Source organism: Rugamonas aquatica, assembly GCF_009380215.1.
GTDB classification, from domain to species: Bacteria; Pseudomonadota; Gammaproteobacteria; order Burkholderiales; family Burkholderiaceae_D; genus Rugamonas; species Rugamonas aquatica_B.
This window is the reverse complement of the sequence record NZ_WHUG01000012.1, coordinates 120,459-145,212: the sequence shown is the minus strand read 5'-3', so window position 1 is coordinate 145,212 and position 24,754 is coordinate 120,459. Positions and strand designations below refer to the sequence as shown.

23 protein-coding genes are annotated in these 24,754 nt (G+C 64.3%); 18 read left to right on the top strand and 5 right to left on the bottom strand.

Features of this window, described 5'->3' with window-relative positions; genetic code table 11:
* The 3 genes from secD to GEV02_RS24640 all read left to right on the top strand — a co-directional run bounded on the left by secD (position 1) and on the right by GEV02_RS24640 (position 5,036).
* Positions 1-1,863 (top strand): protein translocase subunit SecD, encoded by a 1,863-nt coding sequence (gene secD / locus GEV02_RS24650; protein WP_152840584.1) that lies wholly within the window; start codon positions 1-3, stop codon positions 1,861-1,863.
* Positions 1,864-1,876: 13 nt separating this feature from the next.
* Positions 1,877-2,899, top strand: coding sequence for a protein translocase subunit SecF (gene secF, locus GEV02_RS24645; protein ID WP_152840583.1), 1,023 nt, complete (start codon positions 1,877-1,879; stop codon positions 2,897-2,899).
* 61 nt (positions 2,900-2,960) lie between these two features.
* Positions 2,961-5,036 carry a tetratricopeptide repeat protein gene (locus tag GEV02_RS24640; protein WP_152840582.1) on the top strand — a complete coding sequence of 692 codons (2,076 nt, stop codon included), beginning with the start codon at positions 2,961-2,963 and terminating at the stop codon, positions 5,034-5,036.
* 87 nt (positions 5,037-5,123) lie between these two features.
* Here GEV02_RS24640 and GEV02_RS24635 read toward each other — a convergent pair whose 3' ends face one another.
* Positions 5,124-6,014, bottom strand: a complete 891-nt coding sequence (locus GEV02_RS24635) for a LysR family transcriptional regulator (protein ID WP_152840581.1) — start codon at positions 6,012-6,014, stop codon at positions 5,124-5,126.
* 92 nt (positions 6,015-6,106) lie between these two features.
* Between GEV02_RS24635 and GEV02_RS24630 the strand changes: the two genes are divergently transcribed.
* Both GEV02_RS24630 and GEV02_RS24625 read left to right on the top strand, forming a co-directional pair.
* Positions 6,107-6,661: a chromate transporter gene (locus GEV02_RS24630; protein ID WP_152840580.1), complete on the top strand. Its 555-nt coding sequence runs from the start codon at positions 6,107-6,109 to the stop codon at positions 6,659-6,661.
* Complete coding sequence (locus GEV02_RS24625) at positions 6,658-7,191, top strand: chromate transporter (RefSeq protein ID WP_152840579.1); 534 nt, start codon at positions 6,658-6,660, stop codon at positions 7,189-7,191. Before GEV02_RS24630 ends, GEV02_RS24625 begins: the two co-directional genes overlap by 4 nt.
* On the opposite strand, the gene GEV02_RS24620 is transcribed toward GEV02_RS24625, so the two are convergent.
* Positions 7,184-8,107: a helix-turn-helix domain-containing protein gene (locus GEV02_RS24620; RefSeq protein WP_229212232.1), complete on the bottom strand. Its 924-nt coding sequence runs from the start codon at positions 8,105-8,107 to the stop codon at positions 7,184-7,186. The two genes, GEV02_RS24625 and GEV02_RS24620, sit on opposite strands and share 8 nt — an antisense overlap.
* Before the next feature lie 206 nt (positions 8,108-8,313).
* Between GEV02_RS24620 and eat the strand changes: the two genes are divergently transcribed.
* The 6 genes from eat to GEV02_RS24585 all read left to right on the top strand — a co-directional run bounded on the left by eat (position 8,314) and on the right by GEV02_RS24585 (position 14,346).
* On the top strand, positions 8,314-9,693 hold the full coding sequence (gene eat, locus GEV02_RS24615; RefSeq protein ID WP_152840578.1) for an ethanolamine permease: 1,380 nt from the start codon (positions 8,314-8,316) through the stop codon (positions 9,691-9,693).
* A 24-nt stretch (positions 9,694-9,717) separates the two neighbouring features.
* Positions 9,718-10,539, top strand: coding sequence for a TorF family putative porin (locus tag GEV02_RS24610; RefSeq protein ID WP_152840577.1), 822 nt, complete (start codon positions 9,718-9,720; stop codon positions 10,537-10,539).
* Between the two features lie 126 nt (positions 10,540-10,665).
* Positions 10,666-12,057 (top strand): ethanolamine ammonia-lyase subunit EutB, encoded by a 1,392-nt coding sequence (locus GEV02_RS24600; protein WP_152840575.1) that lies wholly within the window; start codon positions 10,666-10,668, stop codon positions 12,055-12,057.
* 11 nt (positions 12,058-12,068) lie between these two features.
* Positions 12,069-12,926, top strand: a complete 858-nt coding sequence (gene eutC, locus GEV02_RS24595; protein WP_152840574.1) for an ethanolamine ammonia-lyase subunit EutC — start codon at positions 12,069-12,071, stop codon at positions 12,924-12,926.
* A gap of 44 nt (positions 12,927-12,970) precedes the next feature.
* On the top strand, positions 12,971-13,666 hold the full coding sequence (locus GEV02_RS24590) for a helix-turn-helix transcriptional regulator (protein WP_174999322.1): 696 nt from the start codon (positions 12,971-12,973) through the stop codon (positions 13,664-13,666).
* 62 nt (positions 13,667-13,728) lie between these two features.
* Positions 13,729-14,346, top strand: coding sequence for a glutathione S-transferase family protein (locus GEV02_RS24585; RefSeq protein ID WP_152840573.1), 618 nt, complete (start codon positions 13,729-13,731; stop codon positions 14,344-14,346).
* A 215-nt stretch (positions 14,347-14,561) separates the two neighbouring features.
* Here the strand turns inward: GEV02_RS24585 and GEV02_RS24580 are convergent, their stop codons facing one another.
* From GEV02_RS24580 to GEV02_RS24570, 3 genes are all read right to left on the bottom strand, one after another.
* The gene (locus tag GEV02_RS24580) at positions 14,562-15,398 is read right to left on the bottom strand and encodes an HDOD domain-containing protein (protein WP_152840572.1); all 837 of its coding nucleotides are present in this window, start codon (positions 15,396-15,398) and stop codon (positions 14,562-14,564) included.
* 87 nt (positions 15,399-15,485) lie between these two features.
* Positions 15,486-15,767 (bottom strand): hypothetical protein, encoded by a 282-nt coding sequence (locus GEV02_RS24575; RefSeq protein ID WP_008452944.1) that lies wholly within the window; start codon positions 15,765-15,767, stop codon positions 15,486-15,488.
* The gene (locus tag GEV02_RS24570) at positions 15,764-16,237 is read right to left on the bottom strand and encodes a MarR family winged helix-turn-helix transcriptional regulator (protein ID WP_008452943.1); all 474 of its coding nucleotides are present in this window, start codon (positions 16,235-16,237) and stop codon (positions 15,764-15,766) included. Before GEV02_RS24570 ends, GEV02_RS24575 begins: the two co-directional genes overlap by 4 nt.
* An 80-nt stretch (positions 16,238-16,317) precedes the next feature.
* On the opposite strand from GEV02_RS24570, the gene GEV02_RS24565 reads away from it, so the two are divergent.
* The 7 genes from GEV02_RS24565 (at position 16,318) to astB (ending at position 24,652) form a co-directional block, all read left to right on the top strand.
* Complete coding sequence (locus GEV02_RS24565) at positions 16,318-17,232, top strand: DMT family transporter (protein WP_152840571.1); 915 nt, start codon at positions 16,318-16,320, stop codon at positions 17,230-17,232.
* Between the two features lie 7 nt (positions 17,233-17,239).
* Positions 17,240-18,199, top strand: a complete 960-nt coding sequence (locus tag GEV02_RS24560) for a GlxA family transcriptional regulator (protein ID WP_152840570.1) — start codon at positions 17,240-17,242, stop codon at positions 18,197-18,199.
* A 141-nt stretch (positions 18,200-18,340) separates the two neighbouring features.
* Positions 18,341-19,585 carry an acetylornithine/succinylornithine family transaminase gene (astC, locus tag GEV02_RS24555; RefSeq protein WP_152840569.1) on the top strand — a complete coding sequence of 415 codons (1,245 nt, stop codon included), beginning with the start codon at positions 18,341-18,343 and terminating at the stop codon, positions 19,583-19,585.
* Positions 19,586-19,730: 145 nt separating this feature from the next.
* Positions 19,731-20,768 (top strand): arginine N-succinyltransferase, encoded by a 1,038-nt coding sequence (locus GEV02_RS24550; RefSeq protein ID WP_152840568.1) that lies wholly within the window; start codon positions 19,731-19,733, stop codon positions 20,766-20,768.
* Between the two features lie 13 nt (positions 20,769-20,781).
* Positions 20,782-21,840: an arginine N-succinyltransferase gene (astA, locus tag GEV02_RS24545; protein WP_152840567.1), complete on the top strand. Its 1,059-nt coding sequence runs from the start codon at positions 20,782-20,784 to the stop codon at positions 21,838-21,840.
* Positions 21,833-23,305, top strand: coding sequence for a succinylglutamate-semialdehyde dehydrogenase (gene astD, locus GEV02_RS24540; protein ID WP_152840566.1), 1,473 nt, complete (start codon positions 21,833-21,835; stop codon positions 23,303-23,305). The genes astA and astD overlap by 8 nt, the downstream gene beginning before the upstream one ends.
* A gap of 9 nt (positions 23,306-23,314) precedes the next feature.
* The gene (astB, locus tag GEV02_RS24535; RefSeq protein WP_152840565.1) at positions 23,315-24,652 is read left to right on the top strand and encodes an N-succinylarginine dihydrolase; all 1,338 of its coding nucleotides are present in this window, start codon (positions 23,315-23,317) and stop codon (positions 24,650-24,652) included.
* The last annotated feature ends 102 nt before the right edge of the window (positions 24,653-24,754 follow it).

The window sequence follows — 24,754 nt, the reverse complement described above, 5'->3', positions numbered from 1 at the left end:
ATGAATCGCTATCCTCTCTGGAAATACATACTGATCGTAGTCGCCGTCCTGCTGGGCGCGCTGTACACCGCGCCCAACTACTACGGTGAATCGCCTGCGGTTCAAGTCACGAGCGGCAAATCGACCGTCAAGATGTCGTCCGACATGCGCGCCAAGGTGGAAGAGGTGCTCAAGGGCGCCAACATCGCCTACAACGGCATCGCCTTCGACGGCACCGGCACCTACGCTTCCGTGCGCGCCCGCTTCGCCGATCCCGACACCCAGTTCCGCGCCAAGTCGGTGCTGGAAAAAGGCTTGAACGCCGATCCGGCCGATCCGACCTATCTGGTCGCGCTGAACCTGCAAAAAGATACGCCTAAATGGATGCAAGCCCTGCATGCGTTGCCGATGTACCTCGGCCTCGACTTGCGCGGCGGTGTGCACTTCCTGATGCAGGTCGATACCAAGGCCGTGCTGACCAAGCGTGTGCAAGGCATCCAGGCCGCATCGCGCAGCCTGCTGCGCGACAAGAACGTGCGTCACGCCGGCATCGACCGCGTGGGCGACACCATTGAAATCAAATTCCGCGACGACGCCACCCGCCAGAAGGCCAAGGACGTACTGCAAGGCCAGATGACCGACCTGATGTTCGTCGATGCCGGCGAAGGCGATGCGCTGAAAACCACCATCAGCCTGAAGCCGATCGCGCTCAAGCAAACCGTCGACGACGGCGTCAAGCAGAACATCTCCACGCTGTCCAAGCGCGTCAATGAGCTGGGCGTGGCCGAGCCTATCATCCAGCAGCAAGGCCCCGACCGCATCGTGGTCCAGCTGCCGGGCGTGCAGGACGTGGCGCGCGCGCGCGCCGTGATCGGCCGCACCGCGACGCTGGAAATCCGCATGGTCGACGAGAGCGTCACGCCGGGCACCGAAATGTCGGCGGCGATTCCGTTCAACTCGGAGCTGTTCACCGTCGGCAAGGCCGTGCCGGTCGTGCTGTCCAAGGACGTGGTGCTGACCGGCGACTACATCTCCAGCGCCACCGCCACCTACGACCAGAACCAGCAGCCTGCCGTCAGCATCGAGCTGAACGGCGACGGCGGCCGCAAGATCCGTGATGCCACCCGCGACCGCGTGGGCAAGAAGATGTCCATCGTGCTGTTCGAAAAAGGCAAGCCTGAAGTGCTGTCCGTGGCGACCATTCAGCAAGAGCTGAGCAGCCGCTTCCAGATCACCGGCATGGGCAACGCGGAAAACTCCGCTGAGCTGGCGCTGCTGCTGCGCTCCGGCGCGCTGTCCGCGCCAATGGACGTGATCGAAGAACGCACCATCGGCCCGCAACTGGGTGCCGAGAACATCAACAAGGGTCTGCATTCGACGATGTACGGCTTTGCCGCCATCGCCATCTTCATGGTCGCCTACTACATGATGTTCGGTTTCTTCAGCGTGCTGGCCCTGGCCTGCAACCTGTTGCTGCTGCTGGCCTTGCTGTCGCTGATGCAGGCGACCCTGACCCTGCCTGGTATCGCCGCTATCGCGCTGGCGCTGGGTATGGCGATTGACGCCAACGTGCTGATTAACGAGCGTATCCGCGAAGAGCTGCGCTCCGGCGCCACGCCGCAGGCGGCCATCGCGGCCGGCTTCGACCGCGCATGGGCCACCATCATCGACTCCAACGTGACCACGCTGATCGTCGGTATCGCCCTGTGGGTGTTCGGTTCCGGTCCTATCCGCGGCTTCGCCGTGGTGCACTGCCTGGGCATTCTGACCTCGATGTTCTCCGCCGTATTCATTTCGCGCGGTGTGGTCAACCTCTGGTACGGCCGCAAGAAGAAGCTGCAATCGATCGCCATCGGTACCGTTTGGGTACCGGGTCTGAAATAACTCAGGGGTTCACATGGAATTTTTCCGCATCAAAAAAGACATACCGTTCATGCGCCACGCGCTGGTGTTCAACGTGATTTCCGCGTTGACCTTCGTCGCGGCCGTGTTCTTCCTGATCACCCGTCCGCTGAACTTCTCGGTGGAGTTCACCGGCGGCACGGTGATGGAACTGAAATACCAGCAGCCTGCAAAGCTGGAGCAGATCCGTCACTCGCTGGAGAAGATCGGCTACGAGCAACCTGAAGTGACCAGCTTCGGCACCGCGCATGACGTCATGCTGCGCCTGCCGGTGGTGAAGAACGTCACCTCCAAGGATGCGTCGCAACTGGTGTTCACCACGCTGTGCGCGGCCGAGCAGGGTGCCACCAAGCAGATCGACGCCGTGAGCGTCAAGGGCGAGCACGTGGTCAAATCCGCTTGCATGGACGCTGCCGGTGTTGAAACGGTGTCGCTGCAAAAAGTCGAATTCGTCGGCCCGCAGGTCGGCGACGAGCTGGCGCAGAACGGCTTGAACGCACTGGTGATGGTGATCATCGGCGTGATGATCTACCTGGCCGTGCGCTTCGAATGGAAATTCGCGGTGGCGGCGATCATCGCCAACTTGCACGACGTGGTCATCATCCTCGGCTTCTTCGCCTTCTTCCACTGGGAGTTCTCGCTGACGGTGCTGGCGGCGGTGCTGGCGGTGCTGGGTTACTCGGTCAACGAGTCGGTGGTTATCTTCGACCGTATCCGCGAAAACTTCCGCAAGCAGCGCAAGGCGTCGGTGCATGAAGTGATCGACAACGCGATCACCTCGACCATCTCGCGTACCATCATCACCCACGGCTGCACGCAGATGATGGTGCTGTCGATGCTGTTCCTGGGCGGTCCTACGCTGCACTACTTCGCCGTCGCGCTGACCATCGGTATCTGCTTCGGTATTTACTCGTCGGTGTTCGTGGCTGCCGCAGTGGCCATGTGGCTGGGCGTGAAGCGTGAAGACCTGATCAAGCCGATCAAGGAAAAAGACGAAACCGATGGCGCTGTAGTGTAAAACAACGTTATCGATTTGATAGTAGAATCCCCCAGCGCTTACGCCTTGGGGGATTTTTTTTATGCCGTCGTACAAATTACTGGCCGGCCTGCTGGTCTGCTGCGCCGCGCATGGCGCCGAGCTGCCGTGGGATTTGAGCTATCAATCCGCGCTGCGCGACCATCCGATCGCCGAACGTGAATTCATGCGGATCTGGCCGCAGCAGCATCCGCAGCGGCCCATCCATCAGAAGCTGGCGGAGTACGCGGGCGAGCCGATCGAGGCGTCGATGCTGATCGAGCAGCCCGACGGCCATGCCGGCGACGCCATCGCCCAGTGGTTCATCAAGACGCGCAACACCGCGCAGGTGTGCAGCTTCCATCCCAAGCGTTTGAACGATGAATGCAAAAAACTCGACCCCGTGCGGGTCGAAGCGGCGATCCGCGATGTGCTGCACATGAACGATCCGTGGCCGCCGAGCGGCGACGGGCTGGTGGTCGAGAAGGACTACTTCGGCCCCGGCAAGCCGCTGCTGCTCAACTACTTCGGCTACATCAGCGTGTATGTGGATGGCGTGTCGTCGCAGCGGGCCATCGGCGGCGATGAGTGGGGCGAGCGGATCGACAAGTCGCGCCCTGCCGGACCGGAAGCGGGGCGCTTGCAAGTAGCAGTGGCAAAAGCGATGGAGGGTGCAAGGGAGGCGGCGCCTGCCGCCGCCGTTCCTGCCGCCGCGCCATCGGCGCCGGAGAGCGAGGAGCTGAAAGCGCGCAACGCATTGATCGCCGAAGTGCAGGGCTATCTGGACAAAGGCGACTACAAGAGCCTGGAGGCGCTGCGCAAGCGTCTGCTGGATCCGCAGCAGCGCACCGGCAGCGGCGTGTGGAAGCTGGCGATCTTCTACAACCAGCTGCGCTGGCGTCCGCAGGCCACGCGCGACATGGCCTACTGGACCCGCATCGAGAACGAAGCCAAGGCCTGGGAAAAGCAGTTCCCCAAATCGAGCGCGGCGCGCATCTATCACACCTACGTGCTGCTCGCGCGCGGCACAGCCTTCCGCGGCACGGCCAACTACAAGGACGTACCCAAGGCGGACATCGAACGCATGCTGGTCGCCACGCGCGAGGCGATGAGCATCATCAACACGCTTGAAAAGCCGATGCTGAAGGAACGCGATCCGGAGTTCTACAAAGCGCTGCTGCAAGTGCTGCCGTACACGGACCACTACAGTTTCCTCGGCGTGATGAACACCGTGGCCGACGCCCGCAAGGAATTCCCGAACTATCACGAGACCTACTTCAGCGCCGCCTTCTTCTCCACCGAGATGTGGGCCAGCGCGCCCGATGCGGTGGACGATATCGCCCGCAGCGCGATGTCCGTACGCACCGGCGATTCGGAAGCGATGTACGCCCGCGTCTACTGGTACATGAGCCAGATGGCCTACGACGACAAGCTGTTCGAAAACAGCCTCGCCGACTGGAGCGAGATGAAGACCAGCTTCGATGCGCTGGTGGACCGCTATCCCGATCCGTGGAACCTGAACGCCTACGCCTACTTCGCCTGCCAGGCCGGCGACTACGCGACCATGTCCGGCCTGCTGAACCGCATCGGTGAGCGCCGCGTCTACACCAGCTGGGGCAAGCGCGGCGCGCGCGCCTACGACGATTGCGCCGCCCACGCTGGCGACGACACCAGCCGCTACCTCTCCGACCTGCGCGAGATGGTCAAGAAGCGCCAGACACGCGTGTTCTACCGCTACATCAACTACGCCGCGCAGACGCGCAAGGATGGCAAGTACGGCGAAAGCCTGCGCATCCTGCGCAAGGCCGAGGAATTGACCCGGGTGCTGTTCAACAAACCGTCGATGATGATGCAATACCATCTCGGCCTGACGCTGCATGCCATGAAGCGCTACGACGAAGCAGTGCAGGCGCTGTCGCTGGGATTGCAGTCGCAGCCGAGCTACGCGCCGGCTTACTTCCATCGCGGCCTGGCCTACGAGGCGCTGGGCCGGCGCGAGGAGGCGCGCGGACAGTTCGAAACCGCCGCCGGCCGCATGCCGGCCGAAATCACCAGCAAAGATCCGGCGCAGCGCGAGGCCGAGGAGCAGGAACGCCGCACGATGTCGGCCAAGTTCCGCGAGTATGGGATCAGCTTCTGATTGTTTTGAGGTCGTATGGATTCCCGCCTGCGCGGGAATGACGGTCGTTCCCGCGCAGGCGGGAACCCATGCTGAGTGTCCGGTACGTCAGCGCCCCGTTTTAATCATGTCGTACAGCGCCTGCGCGGCCGGCGACAGGTGGCCGGCCTTGCGGGTGATGAGTACCAGCTGGCGCGAGATGGTCGGCTCCTTCAGCGTGATGATGCGCAGGCGCGGATAGCTGCCCTTGAGGATGGCCAGCCGTGGCACGATGGCGGCGGCGATGCCCGAAGCCACCAGCCCCACCGCCGTCGCGCTGCGCTGCACGTCGTACTGGAATTGCAGGTTCAGGTCCGCGCTCTTGTCACCCAGGTAGCTGTCGAGCAGCGCGCGGTTGCCGTTGACGTCACCCGAGAAGATCAGCGGGTAGGGCTGGATCTGCGTCCACGTCAGCGAGCGTCGCTTCGCCAGAGGATGATCGTCGCGGCACACCAGCACGAACTGGTCCTCCAGCAGCGGCACCGACACCAGGTCGGGATGCATGCTGCCCGCCAGGCTGATGCCGAATTCCGCTTCGCGCCGCTGCACCGCCTCCGCCACGCGCGATGAGGCGTGGTCGAGGATCTTGATGCGATTGTCGGGGAAGCGCGCCGAGTAGGCCTGGATGATCTGCGGCAGATACTGTATGCCCACCGTCGGCACGCAGGCCAGCGCCACGTCGCCGCGCTGCGCCTTGCCCGTCTCGCGTATCTCGCTCAATGTCGACGACAGCTCTTGCAACAGACGCCGCGCCTGCGGCAGGAAATCCTCGCCGATGCTGGTTAGCGCGATGGAGCGCGTGGTACGTTCGATCAGCATCACGCCCAGGAAGTCCTCCAGATTGCGCAAGCGCTGCGTGACGGCGGTCTGCGTCACGTGCAGCGTCTCCGCCGCTTTTTGAAATCCGCCGAAGTCCGCAATCGCGACAAAAGCCTGTACGCCGAGTATGTCGATTTTCATTAGAAATATGAATGAATGGTCTAAATAAATTCATTGTACTTATATTTCTCCGAGGCGGAAAATTCTCCCCATCGAAACCGAAGGAGAAGATCATGCCGCTATCAACCATATTCCTGGTGTTTTCCAGGCTGGCGCTGATGGGCTTTGGCGGCGTGATGCCGTTCGCCTACCGGGCGCTGGTCGAGCAGCGCAAGTGGCTGACGGCCGAGGAATTCGCGAAGTACCTCGCCACCAGCCAGATGCTGCCCGGTCCCACCATCTGCAACGTCGCGCTGATGGTGGGCAGCCGCTACGCCGGCACGCGCGGCGCGCTGGCTGCATTGGCCGGCATGATCGCCGGTCCCTTCCTGGTGGTGGTCGCGCTGGGCGTGGCGTACCAGCGCTTCGGCGAGGTCGAAGTGTTCCGCCACGCGATACGCGGCATGGCTGCGGTGGCGGCGGGCCTGATCCTGGCGACCGCCGTGAAGATGGCCAAGTCCCTGTTCGCCAAGGCCGACTGGCGCGCACGCGGCACGCTGCTGCGACTGGCCTTGCTGGCGCTGGCCTTTATAGGACTGGGCCTGCTGCAATGGCAGCTGGCGCTGGTGTTCGGCCTGCTGGCGCCGCTGGGCGCGGGGGCGTTTTATCTGGTGGGAGAGAAAAAATGAACGAGCAATCTCCGGTGACGGAACTGTCGCTGCATATCGCGGTGATGTCCTTGATGGCAGTGGGCGGCGGCGTCGTGCTGCTTGGGCCGCAGGTGGGGCACTATGTGGTCGACGCCAGGCAGTGGTTGAGCAATGAGCAGTTCGCGGCGGCGTATGCGATAGCGCAGGCGGCGCCCGGTCCCAATCTGCTGTTCGTATCGCTGGTGGGCTGGCTGATCGCCGGTTGGGCCGGCGCCATCTGCACTACGCTGGCGGTGCTGCTGCCTTCCACGCTGCTCACGTTGACCGCGATCCGCTTGCAGGCGCGGCATGCGGGCGGGCGTTTGACGCGGGCGCTGGGCGATGCCTTCGCGCCGATCTCGATAGGCTTCCTGGCCGCCACCGCCTGGCTGTTCACGCGCATCTCCAACGTCGACATCCAGGCCGACGCGCTGACGCTGGCGGCCGCGCTGATACTGCTGCGCTCCAAAATCAATCCGGTGATACTGATCGCCGCCGGCGCATTGGCCGGCGCGCTGCGCCTTATCTGAGCGAGTGCGGCGTCGAGCGTGAACGCGAGCGCAGCGACGCCGACGGGCACTGGCCGAACAGCTTGCGGTAGTCGCTGGAGAACTGGCTGAAGTTGCTCAACCCCCAGGAGCCGGCCACGTCGCCGATGGCGCCGCCGTCCTGCAACTGCCGCCGCACGCCGTTCAGGCGCACCATGCGCAGGTAGAGCATGGGGCTCATGCCCAGCACGTCCTCGAAGCAGTACTGCAAGGTGCGGCGGCTGACGTGCACGCGCTCGCACAGCTCCGGCACGGTGATCGATTCGCTGCGGTGCGCCATGATGTACTCGCGCGCCAGTGCGACCACGTGGCGGCGCCGTTGCAGGCTGGCGGCCAGCGCCGGTTCCACACAGCTGTGGTCCAGCATGTCGAGCAGGGCGCTCAGCACCGTCTCCTGCCACTGCGCCATGCCTTCGGCGCAGCCCAGGCCTTCGGCCGGCAGCAACTGCCCCAGCACATGCAGGCAGCGGGCCTGCGCCTGCGCATCCACCTGCAACAGCTCGGCCGACTGCACGCGCTGCCAGTCGATCTCGCAGCCGTAGCGCCGCGCCGTCTCGACCAGCAGCTCGCGGCTGGCGACGATGCCGTAGATGCTGTAGGCGCTCGGCGTTACCAGTTCGAATTCAACGTTGCCGGGCTGCACCATGATCCAGTCGGCGGCGGTCTGGCGGCCGTTGATGCGGGTGGCGGCGCCGTGGTCCGGCAGGCCGAACCAGATCGCGTCCGGCCACACGCGGCAGGATTGGCGCACCGACTGGCTCAGGCTTTCCCGGAACACTTGCAGCTGCGGCAGGCGCAGCTCGGTCAGCGCGCCACGGAACAGGCCGGAGCTGATCTGGTCGTAGCTTTGTTGCCAGTTGGTGAGCTTGCTGGCCAATTCGTCGGCGTCGTGCGCCATCACAGTGCGCAAATCTGGCGCACTGTGTAACAACTCTGTCGCAGTCTGGTGCATATTATTTTTCTCCCACTGTTGTTATTTCTTCCCTTGGACGCTAGCCCCTCGCAAGTTTGCCGATTTTCGATAACGCTGGCATTTGGCTGGCTCCTATACTCGATTCTGCTGCAACTTCCATACCAGACGCGCTTTACCTTAGGGAGAATCACATGAATGCAAAACAGGCGGCCGGGCAACCGGCGCTGCAACAGTCGCTAGGCACCTTCCAGTTGTGGGGCATCGCGGTAGGCCTGGTGATCTCGGGCGAGTACTTCGGCTGGAGTTACGGCTGGGCCTCGGCGGGGACGCTGGGCTTCACCATCACCGCGCTGTTCATCGCGGCCATGTACGCCACCTTCATCTTCAGCTTCACCGAGCTGACCACGTCGATCCCGCATGCGGGCGGCCCGTTCGCCTACAGCAAGCGCGCCTTCGGTCCGACCGGCGGCTACCTGGCCGGCGCGGCCACGCTGATCGAGTTCGTGTTCGCGCCGCCGGCGATTGCGCTGGCGATTGGCGCCTACCTGAACGTGCAGTTTCCGACGGTCGATCCGAAGACGGCGGCGGTCGGCGCCTATGTGGTGTTCATGACCTTGAACATCGTCGGCGTGCAGGTGGCGGCCACCTTCGAATTGCTGATGACGCTGCTGGCCATCTTCGAACTGCTGGTGTTCATGGGCGTGGTGTCGCCGGGCTTCTCGGTGGCGAACTTCGTCAAGGGCGGCTGGTCCGGACAAGACAGTTTCAGCATCGCTTCCATCCCCGGCATGTTCGCGGCGATCCCGTTTGCGATCTGGTTCTTCCTGGCGATCGAGGGCGTGGCCATGGCGGCCGAGGAAGCCAAGGATCCGAAACGTTCGATCCCTATCGCCTACATCGCCGGCATCATTACGCTGGTGCTGCTGGCGATCGGTGTGATGGTGTTTGCCGGCGGCGCTGGCGACTGGACCAAGCTGGCCAATATCAACGACCCGCTGCCGCAGGCCATGAAGATCATCGTCGGCGAGAACAGCAACTGGCTGCACATGCTGGTGTGGCTGGGCCTGTTCGGACTGATCGCTTCCTTCCACGGCATCATCCTCGGCTATTCGCGCCAGATCTTTGCACTGGCACGCGAGGCTTACCTGCCGCATTACTTCGCCAAGATCCACCCACGTTTCAAGACGCCGCACCGCGCCATCCTTGCGGGCGGCGTGATCGGCATCGCTGCCATCTATAGCGACGAGCTGATCAAGATCGGCGGCCAGACCCTGACCGCCAACATCGTCACCATGTCGGTGTTCGGTGCGATCACGATGTACATCCTCAGCATGCTGAGCCTGTTCAAGCTGCGCCGCGCGGAGCCGAACATGGTGCGTCCTTTCCGCGCGCCGTTCTATCCGCTGTTCCCGGCCATCGCGCTGGCCGGCGCCCTGGTCTGCCTGGTGACGATGGTGTACTACAACCCGCTGATCTTCGGCGTGTTCGTCGCCTTCCTGGCTGCCGGCTATGTGTTCTTCCTGGCCACCAAGGGCAACCGCCAGCAGCACGCGGCTTTCGACGCCGTCTAACTTTCCAATTACGGAGCTTCATCCATGTCCAAAAAACTCTTCTCCATGCTGGCTGCGGCCGGTTGCCTGGCTTGCGCAGCAGGCGGCGCGCTGGCTGCCGATGCCGCACCTGCCGCACCCGCGCCAGACTGGACCAACACCGGCAACCTGACGCTGGTGTCGGACTACCTGTTCCGCGGCATTTCGCAGACGCAGGCCAAGCCCACCGCGCAAGCCACGCTGGACTTTACGCATGTCAGCGGCTTCTACCTTGGGCTGTTCGGCTCCGGCGTCTCGCACGCGGCCTACAACAACGGCAGCGGTTCGGAGATCGACGTCTACGGCGGCTACCGCTACCCGCTGAGCGAGGGCAACAATATCGACGCCGGCCTCGTCACCTACTGGTATCCGGGCGCGCACTTTGCGGCAGGCGGCAAGGACATCAAGTACCATACCCAGGAGGCCAAGCTGGGCGTGAACATCGGCGCCTTCAATGCCTACGCCTGGGTGGCGCTGAGCGAGTACTGGTTCGGCTTCGCCGTGCAGCCGGACAGCGGCAAGCTGGCCAACACGCGCGGCACCGCCTATGTCGAGGCGAACTGGAATCCCGAGCTGGCGCCGGGCCTGGTGCTGAACCTGCACGCCGGCCGCCAGCAGGTGCGCAATATGAGCGATTTCAATTTCTTCGACGTCAAGGCCGGTGTGACCAAGACCATCGACAGCTGGGCGTTCTCGGCGGCGGCCACCTACAATAGCGGCGACGCCAGCAAGAACGGCACGCCGTTGTGGACCTTCTTCAACGCCGACGGCAGCGGCAAGAACGTGGCACAGAAGCGTCTGCAACTGACGGCCGCGCGCAATTTTTAGTAACGGTTAATTCGTCATTCCCGCGCACGCGGGAATCCATGCTGAGCCTGTACTCACGCGTTCTATGGGTTCCCGCCTGCGCGGGAACGACGGTCTTTAGTACACCGGCAGTATCGGGAGACGGCCATGAGCAGCTTTGCACATACGGTAGGCAGCAGGACTTATCAGTTCCGCGACCTGAAGGACTTGATGGCGAAGGCGACGCCGGCGCGTTCCGGCGACTATCTGGCGGGGCTGGCGGCGGCCAGCGCCGAGGAGCGGGTGGCGGCGCAGATGGCGCTGGCCGAACTGCCGCTGACACTATTCCTCAACCAGATGGTGGTGCCGTACGAGCAGGACGAGGTGACGCGGCTGATCGTCGACGATCACGACCGCGCCGCCTTTGCCCGCATCGCCCACCTGACCGTGGGCGACTTCCGCAACTGGCTGCTTGGCGACGCCGCCGATGAGGCGGTTCTGGCCGCCGTCGCTCCGGGCATCACGCCGGAGATGGCGGCGGCCGTTTCCAAGATCATGCGCATCCAGGACCTGATCCTGGTGGCGAAGAAGTGCCGTGTCGTCACGCGCTTCCGCAACACCATCGGCCTGGCGGGACGCATGGCCACGCGCCTGCAGCCCAACCACCCGACCGACGACGCCACCGGCATCGCCGCCAGCGTGCTGGACGGCCTGCTGTACGGCAGCGGCGACGCGGTGATCGGCATCAATCCCGCCACCGACAACGTGCCGCAGGTAATCAAGATCGTCACCATGCTCGACGAGATCATCGACCGCTACGGCATCCCCACGCAATCGTGCGTGCTGACGCACGTGACCAACACCATCGCCGCCATCGAGCGCGGTGCGCCTATCGACCTGGTGTTCCAGTCGATTGCCGGCACCGAGGCGGCCAACGCCAGCTTCGGCATCAACCTGGCCTTGCTGGGCGAGGCGCAGCAGGCGGCGCTGTCGCTGCAGCGCGGCACGGTGGGCAACAACGTCATGTATTTCGAGACGGGGCAGGGCAGCGCGCTGTCGGCCAACGCCCACCACGGCGTCGACCAGCAGACCTGCGAGACGCGCGCCTACGCGGTGGCGCGCAAGTTCCAGCCGCTGCTGGTCAATTCGGTGGTCGGCTTCATCGGCCCCGAGTACCTGTACGACGGCAAGCAGATCGTGCGCGCCGGGCTGGAGGACCACTTCTGCGCCAAGCTGCTGGGCCTGCCGATGGGCTGCGACGTCTGCTACACCAACCACGCCGAGGCCGACCAGAACGACATGGACATCCTGCTGACCCTGCTGGGCACGGCCGGCTGCACCTTCGTCATGGGCATCCCGGGCTCGGACGACATCATGCTCAACTACCAGACCACCTCCTTCCACGACGCGCTGTACGCGCGCCGCGTGCTGGGCCTGAAGCCGGCGCCGGAATTCGAGGCCTGGCTGAAGCAGATGGAAATCTTCACCGGCGACGAGTGCGCTACACTGGGCAATGCGCTGCCGGCATCCTTCCAGCGCGCGTTGGCTAGTCTGAACTGATAGGAGTCCGCATGAACGACGCCGAGCACCTGCTTCCGGCCACCAGCGACTGCGCCGACGCCAGCGAGGACGGCGTCGTCATCGCCAATCCGTGGCGTTCGCTGCGGCGCTTCACGGCGGCGCGCATCGCGCTGGGCCGCAGCGGCGTCAGCCAGCCGACCGCGCCGCAACTGGAGTTCCAGCTGGCCCATGCGCGCGCACGCGACGCCGTGCACCTGGCGCTGGACCACGCCGCGCTGGGCGACGCCCTGCAAGCCTCCAGCGGCTTGCCCTGCCTGCCGCTGCACAGCGCGGCCGCCAGTCGCGACATTTATCTGCAACGCCCCGACCTGGGCCGGCGACTGGACGAAGCCTCGCGCCAGGCGCTGCTGGAGCGCGCATCCGACCCGGCCGGCTATGACCTGGCCTTCGTCATCGCCGACGGCCTGTCGGCGCTGGCCATCGAACAGAACGCCTTGCCCTTCCTGAAGGTGCTGATGGCGCGCCTGGCCGCGGAGTCGTGGACGCTGGCGCCGCTGTCCATCGTGCGCCAGGGGCGGGTGGCGGTGGGTGACGAGGTGGGCGAGTTGCTGGGCGCGCGCGCGGTGGTGGTGCTGGTCGGCGAACGTCCCGGCCTGAGCTCGCCGGACAGCATGGGCCTGTACCTGACCTGGGCGCCGAAGAGCGGCCTGACCGACGCCGCCCGCAATTGCATCTCGAATGTACGGCCTGCGGGCTTGACCTACGACGACGCAGCCTTCAAGCTTCACTACTTGCTGTCCGAGTCGCGCCAACGCCAGTTGTCCGGCGTCGCGCTCAAGGATGAAACAGCCACCGACAACACCACGCTGGACGCACCGCAACGCAACTTCCTGCTCGACCTCGACTAGTCGGCGGGCGGACGTCCCGCCGACCGACAAATGAGAGAGCAACGATGAGCCGTACCGGCCGACTTTTCCTGCTGATGGATGCGATGCGCGGCTACCGCCGCCCCGTCACCGCCGCTCGCCTGGCCGAGCAACTGGGCGTATCCGAACGCACCATCTACCGCGACATCCAGACCCTGTCCGGCCTGGGCGCGCCGCTGGAGGGCGAGGCCGGCGTCGGCTACATGTTGAAGGCCGGCTTCTTCCTGCCGCCGCTGATGTTCGGCGCCGACGAGCTGGAGGCGCTGGTGCTGGGCGCGCGCTGGGTGCGCCGGCAGGGCGACGAGGCGCTGGCCGCCGCCGCCAACAACGCGCTGGCCAAGATCGCCGCCGCCACGCCGAAAGACCTGCGCGACGACATGGCCGAAACCAGCCTGTGGGTGCCGCTGGGCCAGGACCAGGATGCCGCCAGCGACGTCCACGTGCGCCCGGTGCGCGAGGCGATACGCTACCAGCACCGGCTGCGCATGTCGTACCAGGACGAACAGGGCAAGCCGTCGGACCGGGTGGTGTGGCCGTTCGCGCTGGCCTTCCTTGAGGGCAAGCGGCTGCTGGCCGCGTGGTGCGAGATGCGCATGGCCTTCCGCCATTTCCGCATCGACCGTATTGCAGGCGTAGAATCGTTGGGCGTGCGTTATCCGGCCCGTCGCAGCGACTTGCTGAAGACCTGGCGCCAGCAACAGAACCTGCGCGAAGACTACTGACAAAAACTGTCGCGGCCCGGTCGTACGATGAAGTCCTCAACTCACCTGATGGAGACTTTCAAATGCGCTTATACCACCACCCCGCTTCCTCCAATTCGCGCCGCGTGATGCTGGCGGCCATCCACATGGGCACGCCGCTGGACGTGACCGAAGTCAACCTGATGAGCGAGGAAGACCGCCGCCGCCTGACAGTGCTCAACCCCAACGGCATGGTGCCGGTGCTGCAGGACAGCGACTTTATCCTGTGGGAATCCTGCGCCATCATGCAATACCTGGCCGACCGCACGCTAGGCCAGACGCTGTATCCGGACGACATCGTGCAGCGTGCCGACATCAACCGCTGGATGCTGTGGGCCAACCAGCATTTTTCGCCGGCGATAGGCATCATCGTCTGGGAAAACATCTGGAAGGGCATCACCGGCGGCGGCATGCCCGACCCTGCGGAACTGGACAAGGGCGCACGGCTGGTGGCGCGTTTCGGCGCCGTGCTGGAGCAGCATCTGGCGGGGCGCGAGTGGGTTGCCGGCGACAAGCTGAGCCTGGCGGATCTGGCGGTGGCCGCGCCGTTGATGTACATCGAGCAAGCTAAATTGCCTGTCACCCAATATCCGAAGATGATGGCGTGGCTGGGCCGGATTCAGCAGCTGGATGCGTGGAAACAATCGGAACCGGTGTGGTGATAGAAAAATGCGCTTATATGTGAACTGGCGCACAGAGCGAGCGGGACGGGCGGGGTACTCTGGGTGTGTCTCCTCTGGAGGAGATCCCTAGTTTTGGACTTTGCCCGCTTCCCAGCGGGCTTTTTTTTGTGCGGCGTCGTTCCCGCGAACGCGGGAACCCATGCTGAGCGTGCTTCGGACGCGGCTTATGGATTCCCGCCTGCGCGGGAATGACATTACAGCATCAGCACCGCGTACAGCGACTGCACCTCGTTGGCCGATTCGCTCATGATGGCGTGCAGCGTGCCTTCGCCGACCACGAAGTCGATGGTGCGCGCGCCCTGCAGCGTGGTCGCGCCCGGACGCTGGTACAGCGGCGAATGCACCGGCGATAAATCATTGGCCAGCAGCAGCGTGTCGCCCAGGGTTTCGGGTGGCAGCGCGCGCAAGCCTATCCACATCGATTCGAGCGATTTGTAGACGCCGTCCGGCACGCCCAGCTTGGTCAGCACGCCGCGGCCTATTTCCACCTCGCCATGTTCGACCCAGTCTTCGGGCTCGCCGTCCATCACTTCCGGGAAGTCGCCGGCGCAGGACAGCATGTAGAAGCCCGCCACCTCGTGCATGATGCCGGCAAACAGCGCGGTATCCGGATCGACGTGCGTGACCCTGCGCGCGATCACTTGCGACAGCGCGGCCACGTGCGCCGTGTGTTCCCACAGTTGATTGATTTTGGCTTGCAGGCCGGGATCGGTGACCTGGCTGCCGATCTGGCGCACGATCAGCGCCGCCACCAGCGATTGCAGGGTGCGTACGCCCAGGCGCTGCACGGCGGCGCGCACGCTGGAGATTTCAGTACCGGATCGGTTGTAGGCCACCGAGTTGGCGATGGCGACGCTGCGCGCCGCCAGCAACGGGTCTGCCTGGATCAGCTTGGCTGCCGCTTCGACGTGGCAGTCGGGATCGCTCAGCGCCTGCTGCAGGCGCAGCGAGGCGTTGACGTTGGCCGGGAACGAAAGCTCACCCCGGCTCGCCTGAGCAGCAATAGTCTTGAAGGCGTCGAGTCTGTCCATTGCAAAAAATTATACTCGGAATATTGCCGTGTGGCACTTCTTCTGAAAATACTTTTGCGCGGCACAACAAGCCGCCTTCAGCGCAGATTACTGCTCGCTGAAGATGGCGTCGCAGCCGTCTTGCGTGGCGTCGGTGTCTTGCAGTTCGTCGGTCAGGCCCAGGTCGAACAGTTCTTCGATGGCGTTCATGAAGCTGTTGTGCTTGGTCGCGCCGATCAGGCGGTAGATTTCGCCGTCTTCGTTGCGTACGCCGATGATCAGTTTTTCCTGGCGCACTTCGTCAGGCGTCGCCTGGTTCAGCAGCAGGTTGCCGATGATGTGTTTGTCGAATTTGGCAGGCTTTTTGCCTTCGAGCAGAGTCGTTTTCAAATGATTTCCTTGGTTGAGTCGTGGGTGGACGGGCATTCGGTATGGCCGGCCGTAATCACAGTTTTAAGTTCGGACAGCGTTTTTTCAAGGGCGGCGAAATCGTCTTCGCTGTAGTGCGCGAACACTTTCCCGCTTTCCCCGACGACTTTCGGGAAGACTGTGCAAAACACCTGCTCGCCTTCCGCCGTCAGCCGGACAAAGAAGGAACGTTTGTCGCAGTCGTTGCGCTGACGTTCCACCAGGCCTTTTTGCTCCAGTCGTTCGATCACGCCGGTCAGCGTGCCCTTGGTGATCAGTGTCTTGTCACCCAGTTCTTTATAGGACATGCCGGGCGTATTGCCCAGCGTGGCGATGATATCGAACTGGGCGTGCGTCAAGCCGCTCTGGCGCACATACTGGCCAGAGAGCCGCTCATAGCTCTGTAAGCAATCGGCCAGCAGCCGGATGCTTTTCAAAAAACGTTCACCCATAGACTGTGATTATAGCCGGTTCGCACCGGCAATCTTGGCCGGGACTATAATGGCGGACGCACATTCATAATAAAAAAACCATGCCTCAACACTTGCGCGGTATTGCCGCTTTGCTCATCGTGACCCTGGTATGGGGCACGACTTTCCCTGCGATGAAGGACATGACCGGCTACCTGTCGGCCAGCTGGATCGTGCTGTGCCGCTTCGCGCTGGCCGGCGTGCTGTTGCTGCCGTTTATGTGGCGGGCGAAATGGAACGATATCCGCTGGGGCATCATCGCCGGCGCGGTGTTGTTCCTGTGCTACGTGTTCCAGATCGAGGGGCTGGCGCTGACCAGTTCCAACCGCAACGCCTTCGTCACCGGCCTGAACGTGCTGGTGCCGCCGCTGCTGGGCGTGCTGATGGGCGCGCGGCTGGAGCGCCGCATCGTCGTCGCGCTGGTGCTGGCGCTGGCCGGCCTGTTCGCGCTGTGCTGGGAGGGCAGCTTCACCTGGGGGCGCGGCGATACGCTGGCGCTGCTGTGCGCGCTGTTCTTCGGCATCTACGTCAAGCTGATGGAAACCACCACCCGCAAGGTTGACAAGCTGATGGTGCTGACCGCCTCGCAGATCTGGACCGTGGCCGTGTGCGCCGCCGTGTGGCTGCTGATGCGCGAAGTGCCGCTGGGCTTTGCCGAGCGCAGCCAGGATTTGCCGGACTACGTCAGCTACATCTGGAAGGGCTTGCAGATGTACGGCCTGAACCTGGTCTACCTGGGCGTGGTCGCCACGGCTGCCATCATTTCGCTGCAGACCTGGGGCCAGAGCCACAGCAGCGCCAACGAGGCGGCGGTGATCTATGCGTTCGAGCCGGGCTGCGCGGCGATCTTCGCCTACTTCTGGCTGGGCGAGACGCTGGCCTGGAACGGCTTGCTGGGCGCGGCGCTGCTGATTTCCGGCATGATCGTCAGCCAATGGAGCACCGAGCGGCCCGCCGCCGCGCTGGCTCCGGAGTAGAGGTCCGATGTCTTTCGATAATTTATCCCGCGTCACACAAGAGCGGCCGCTGCGCATGCTGCTGGTGAACGCGGGCGAAGCCGATGCGATCACCTGGGCCGGCCTGGTGCAGCCGCTGCGCCTGGCCGCCGCCACGCTGGGCCGCGACGTGCTGCATCTGGAAACCATGACGCCGGCGCAGGTGGTGCTGGCGCAGCCGGGCTGGCCGCCTCACAATCCTCACCTCGCGCTGCTGGTGGCCGACGAGGGCCAGGCGCCGATGGCCCCGGAGCTGAGCCGCGCCGTCATCGAGCGCTGCCGTTCGGCCGAGTACTGGGGCGGCGTCGGCGCGGGCGTGCTGTGGCTGGCCACCGCCGGCTTGATGGCGGGCGTGCGTATCGCCTTGCCGTGGGCGCTGTACGCCGACACCGAGGGCATCTCCGAACGCGCCATCCTGACCCCGCACCTGTTCGAACTGGACGGCCGCCACCTGAGCTGCTGCGGCGGCGCCGCCAGCATCGACTTTTCGCTGACCATGATCGAGCATCTGTTCGGCGCCACCGTGCAAGCCACCATCAAGGAAAGCCTGTGCATCGAGCGCGTGCGCGGCCACGAGGAGCGCCAGCGGGTCGCCCTGCAGGCCCGCTTCGGCGCCTTGCAGCCGCGCCTGTCCGAGGCGGTGACGCTGATGGAAACCAATATCGAGGAACCGCTGTCCACCGACGACATCGCCAACCTGGTCGGCCTGTCGCGCCGCCAGCTGGAGCGGCTGTTCAAGCAATACCTGGGCAGCCTGCCGTCGCGCTACTACCTGGAGTTGCGTTTGCAGCGCGCCCGGCAGTTGCTGTTGGAGACCAATCATTCCATCGTGCAGGTGGGGCTGATGTGCGGATTCTCGTCCGGCTCCCACTTCTCGACCGCCTTCGGCGCGCTGTTCGGCAACACCCCGCGAGAAGAGCGGCAACGCAAGCTCAGCCCACCTGTATAGGCTAGTCGTTCTGACAAGCTTACTTTGCGGCCAAAAGTGAAAATCCTTGTCGCCATTTGAAAAGAGTTTTAGCATGCCGCTTTTTATAATGGGTCCACGCGGTGCTGTGCCGCGCCTTACCCAACATTAATAGGGAATGCCATGAACGCCAAGCTCGATACGACCGTCACCACCCGTCCTGTAACTCGTCAGACCTTTGATGAAGTTCTGGTGCCAACCTATGCACCAGCAGCGATGGTACCGGTCCGAGGCGCTGGTCTGGACCTGTGGGACCAGAATGGCAAGCACTACCTGGACTTCACCTCCGGCATCGCCGTCGCATCGCTGGGCCACTGCAACCCGGCCGTGGTCGAAGCGCTGACCCGCCAGGCCAACACCCTGTGGCACCTGGGTAACGGCTACACCAACGAGCCAGTGCTGCGCCTGGCCACCGCGCTGACCGAAGCGACCTTCGCCGACCGCGCCTTCTTCTGCAACTCCGGCGCCGAAGCCAACGAAGCCGCACTGAAGCTGGCCCGTAAATACGCCCACACCAAGTTCGGCGCGCACAAATCGCGCATCGTGTCGTGCTACCAGTCGTTCCACGGCCGCACGCTGTTCACCGTGTCGGTCGGCGGCCAGTCCAAGTACACCGAAGGCTTCGAGCCGCTGCCGCCAGCGATCGAACACGTCACCTATAACGACATCGAGTCCGCACGCGCCGCCATCGGCGACGACGTCTGCGCCGTGATCGTCGAACCGCTGCAAGGCGAAGGCGGCGTGGTCCCTGGCGACAAGGCCTTCCTGCAAGAGCTGCGCGACCTGTGCACCAAGACCGGCGCCCTGCTGATCTTCGACGAAGTGCAATCGGGCATGGGCCGCACCGGCGACCTGTTCCACTACATGACCTACGGCATCACCCCGGACATCCTGACCGCCGCCAAGGCGCTGGGCAACGGCTACCCGATCGGCGCCATGCTGACCACCGACGAACTGGCCAAGACGCTGGGCGTAGGCACCCACGGCACCACCTACGGCGGCAACCCGCTGGCCGCGACTGTGGCGCTGACCGTGCTGGACACGATCAACCAGCCAGCCTTCCTGGCCCGCGTGAAAGAAGCCAGCGCCAAGCTGCGTTCGACGATGGAAAAACTGGTGGCCGATTACTCGCAGGTGTTCACGCTGGTGCGCGGCGCCGGTCTGCTGCTGGGCCTGGTCGTCACCGATGGCTGGAAAGGCCGTTCGAAAGATATCCAGCGCGCCGCTGAAGCCAACGGCCTGATGGTGCTGATCGCCGGCATGGACGTGGTGCGCCTGGCGCCTGCGCTGATCGTGACCGACGCGCAGATCGCCGAGGTCGACCGCATCCTGCGCCTGTCGCTGGATGGCATGATCAACGCGGCGTAATTACCGAAGTCATTCCCGCGCAGGCGGGAATCCATGCTGAGCCTCCGGGCCGGCGTTCCATGGGTTCCCGCCTCCGCGGGAACGACGTTAACGGCCCGGGCGTCCGCTACGGGCTTGCATGCATTTAAAGCACCAAGGAGTTCCCATGTATGTAGTCCGTCCGGTAGAACTTGCGGATATTGCTGCCCTCGAAGCGCTGGCCGCAGTGACCATGCCGGGTGTGCACACCTTGCCGAAAACGCGCGAAAAGATCGTCGACATGATCGAGCGTTCGATCGCCTCGTTTGCCGCGCACGTCGACATCCCGAGCGAAGAATCCTACCTGCTGGTGCTTGAGTCGCCGGCCGATAAAACCATCGTCGGCACCGCCGCCATGTTCGCCGCCGCCGGCTCCAACGGCACCTATTTCTCCTTCCGCAACGACGTGATCCAGCAGGTATCGCGCGACCTGAACATCAGCCACAGCGTGCACGCGCTGACGCTGTGCTCCGAGCTGACCGGCTACTCCCAACTGTCGAGCTTTTACGTCGGCGAGCGCGAACACGGCACGCCGGAAGCGGCGCTGCTGTCGCGTGCGCGCCTGATGTTCGCCGTGCTGGCGCCGCACCGCTTCGCCGACCGCTTCTTCGTGCCGCTGGCCGGCGTCACCGACGCTGACGGCGGTTCGCCGTTCTGGGATGCGCTGGGCCGCAAGTTCTTCAAGATGGACTTCCTCGATGCCGAGCGCGTCATCGGCGGCGCCCGCAACCGCACGCTGATCGTCGAGCTGATGCCGCACTATCCGGTCTACGTGCCGCTGCTGCCGGGCGACGCGCAAGCGGCCATGGGCCAGATCCATCCATCGGGCGAGCTGGCGTTCAACCTGCTGACGGCCGAAGGCTTCGAAGCCGACGACTACATCGACATCTTCGACGGCGGCCCGATTCTGCAGGCGCACAAGAACACGCTGCGCACCTTCACCGGCGCGCTGCAGCGCCGCGTGACCACGGCCGGCGAATCGCCGGACCGCGGCCGCGAGCCGCAGCTGCGCTACGCCGTGTCGTCGGGCTCCGAACACAACTTCCGCTCCGTGATTACGCATTGCGCGGCGCTGGAATCGCAAGTCAACGTGGCGCTGCCGGCCGATGTGCAGGAAGCGCTTCAGATCGCCGAAGGCGATACCGTCATCTGCGTCAGAATCTAAGAGTGGACCACCTATGCTAGTAGTACGCGCAATCACAGCCAACGACCTCGACGCCCTGTACGTGATGGCCACGCAGGTCGGCAGCGGCATGACCACCCTCAAGCCGGACATGAAGATGATGGGCGACCGCCTGGCCATCGCCGTGGCCTCGTTCGCCGAAACCATCCCGCCCGAAAAGCGCGACTACATGTTCGTCATGGAGGACACCAGCAACGGCCGCATCGCCGGCGTGTGCGCGATCAAGGGCTCGGTGGGTTTGACCGAACCGTTCTACAACTACCGCATCGGCACGCTGGTGCACTCCAGCCGCGAGCTGGACGTGTTCACCCGCATGGACACGCTCTACCTGTCGAACGACCTGACCGGCAGCACCGAACTGTGCTCGCTGTTCCTGGCGCCGGACTACCGCAGCGGCAACAACGGCAAGCTGCTGTCGAAGAGCCGCTTCCTGTTCATCGCCCAGTTTCCGCATCTGTTCACCGAAAAGCTGATCGCCGAGATGCGCGGCTACCAGGAAGAGGGCGGCCGCTCGCCGTTCTACGAAGGCCTGGGCCGCCACTTCTTCAAGATGGACTTCGACCATGTCGACGACCTCACCGCCGTCGGCAAGAAGTCCTTCATCGCCGAACTGATGCCGCGCCAGCCGCTGTACGTGGCCTACCTGCCGGAAGACGCGCAGGAAGTGATCGGCAAGGTCCATACCTCGACCGCGCCGGCGCGCCGCCTGCTGGAACAGGAAGGTCTGTACTTCGAAGGCTATGTCGACATCTTTGACGCCGGCCCGGTGCTGCAGGCGCGCGTGTCGGAACTGCGCGCCATGCGCGAGAGCACGCTGGCTGAAATCGGCCTGGCGACCGACTGGGATTCGGCCTGCGCGCCGGAGACGGCCGTCGCCGAACCGATGCTGGTGTCGAACACTACGCTCAAGGATTTCCGCATGATCCTGTCGCAATCGGTGCCGGTCAATGGCGCCATCGCGCTGCCGGAAGCCGAACAACAACTCCTGCACTGCCATCCTGGCGATACGGTGCGCACGCTGACCCTTAATCTGAGGAAGAATCCACATGTCTAAAGCTCTGAGTAACTTCATCAACGGCGAGTGGCTCGCCGGCAGCGGCGCCGAACTGGTGACGATCGATCCGTCGAACGGCAAGCAGACCTGGGCCAGCAACGAATCGACCGCGCAGGACGTGGGCCACGCCGCCGCCGCCGCGCGCGAGGCGTTCGAAGCCTGGGCGCTGACGCCGCTGGCCGAGCGTATCGCCGTGTGCACCCGCTTCCGCGATCTGCTGAAGCAGGACGCGGAAGAGCTGGCGTTGCTGATCGCCGAAGAAGTGGGCAAGCCGATGTGGGAAGCCCGCACCGAAGTGACCACCATGGCCAACAAGATCGATATCTCGGTGCAGGCCTACGGCGCGCGCACCGGCGAGACCAATAACAAGGTCGCCGATGGCGAGGCCGTGCTGCGCCACCGTCCGCACGGCGTGTTCGGCGTGTTCGGTCCTTACAACTTCCCTGGCCATCTGCCGAACGGCCATATCGTGCCTGCGCTGATCGCCGGTAACACCGTGGTCTTCAAGCCTAGCGAATACGCACCGCGCACCGCCGTCAAGACCGTGCAGCTGTGGGAAAAAGCCGGCGTGCCTAAGGGCGTGATCAACCTGGTCAACGGTGGCCGCGATGCTGGTATCGCGCTGGGCCAGAACGCCTTGCTGGACGGCGTGCTGTTCACCGGCAGCTGCCAGACCGGCACCGCGCTGCACAAGCAGTTCGGCGGCCAGCCAGGCAAGATGCTGGCGCTGGAAATGGGCGGTAACAATCCGCTGGTGGTGTGGGACGTTAAAGATATCGACGCCGCCGTGTTCATGGCGATTTCGTCGGCCTTCATCTCGGCCGGCCAGCGCTGCACCTGCGCGCGCCGCCTGATCGTCAAGCAGGGCGCCGAGGGCGACGCTATCATCGCGCGCCTGGTCGATGTGGCCAGCCGTTTGACCATCGGCGCATCCGCCGCCGAACCGGCGCCGTTCATGGGCCCAGTGGTGTCGGCAGCGATTGCCAAGCGCCTGGTGCAGGCGCAGGCCGACATGATCGCCAAGGGCGGCCGCAGCCTGCTGGCTATGCGTCAGCTGGAAGAGAACACCGGCTTCGTCTCGGCCGGCATCGTCGATGTCACCGACGCCAAAGGCATTCCTGACGAAGAGTGGTTCGGCCCTCTGCTGCAAGTGATCCGCGTGGCGGACTTCGACAGCGCGATCAAAGCCGCCAACGCCACCGAATTCGGCCTGGCCTCGGCGCTGATCTCGAACGACGAAAACCTGTGGAAGATCTTCCAGGTGCGCGCACGCGCCGGCATCGTCAACTGGAACCGCCCGACCACCGGCGCGGCCAGCAGCGCGCCGTTTGGCGGCGTGGGCCAATCGGGCAACCATCGTCCGAGCGCCTACTACGCGGCCGACTACTGCGCCTATCCAGTCGCTTCGATCGAAAACAATGTACTTGAAATGCCTGCGAAACTGTCGCCGGGCATGCACTTCTAAGGAACTGAAATGCGCGCACGCGAATTCAACTTCGACGGCCTGGTAGGCCCATCGCACAACTACGCCGGTCTGTCGTTCGGCAATGTGGCCTCGTTCAGCAACGTCAAGAGCGCTTCGAATCCGAAGCTGGCGGCCCTGCAAGGCCTGGCCAAGATGCGCGCCCTGGCCGCGCGCGGTTTCGGCCAGGCGCTGCTGCCGCCGCAGGACCGTCCGAATTTCCGCCTGCTGCGCAGCATCGGTTTCACCGGCAGCGATGCCGAGGTGCTGGCCAAGGCCGCCAAGGAATCGCCGGTGATCCTGGCGTGCGCCTACTCGGCCTCGCCGATGTGGACCGCCAACGCGGCCACGGTCAGCCCGTCCGCCGACAGCGCCGACGGCCGCACGCACTTCACCGCCGCCAACCTGAATAACAAGCTGCATCGCGCCTTCGAGCACGTGCAGTCGGCGCGTTCGCTGCGCGCCATCTTCAAGGACGAGAAGCACTTTGCCGTGCACGACGCGCTGCCAGGCACGCCGGCCTTCGGCGACGAGGGCGCGGCCAACCACACGCGCCTGTGCAAGGACCACGGCAGCGCCGCCGTCGAGATGTTCGTCTACGGCCGCACCGAGTTCGACGCCTCGGCGCCGGCGCCGAAAAAATACCCGGCCCGCCAGACGCTGGAAGCATCGCAGGCCGTGGCCCGCCTGCACGGCCTGTCGGCCGAACGCACCGTCTACATCCAGCAGAATCCGGACGTGATCGACCAGGGCGTGTTCCACAACGACGTGATCGCGGTCGGTAACGGCAATGTGCTGTTCTACCACGAGCAGGCCTTCGCCGACGAAGCGGGCGCGCTGGAACAGCTGCGCCGCGCGATGGGCGGCGTGGGCGCGGACCTGAACGCGATCCGCGTCGATACCGCCAAGGTGTCGGTGGCCGACGCGGTGCACAGCTATCTGTTCAACAGCCAGCTGCTGAGCAAGGACAACGGCAAGATGGCGCTGGTGATTCCGCAGGAGTGCGAGGAAAACGCCGCCGTTGCGGCCTATCTGCAAGGCCTGGTCGCCAGCGGCAACGCGGTCGACGAACTGATTCACTTCGACCTGCGCCAGTCGATGCGCAACGGTGGCGGCCCTGCGTGCCTGCGCCTGCGCGTGGCGCTGACCGATGCCGAAGCGGCTGCGATGCATCAAGGTGTGGTGATGACCGAGGCGCTGTACCACACGCTGGTGGCGTGGGTGGAGAAGCACTACCGCGACCGCCTGGAGCCGTCCGACCTGGCCGATCCTGCGCTGGCGATCGAAGTACACACCGCGCTGGAAGACCTGAGCCGGATTCTGGGCTTGCCTGGACTGTATGATTTGTAAAACACCATCTCGCCCCCATATGGGGATTTGGTGTCTAATAGCGCTCAACCCTGCCGCGCAGCCACAAGCCGGCGCGGCGCCTGCAACATAAAATACACATAA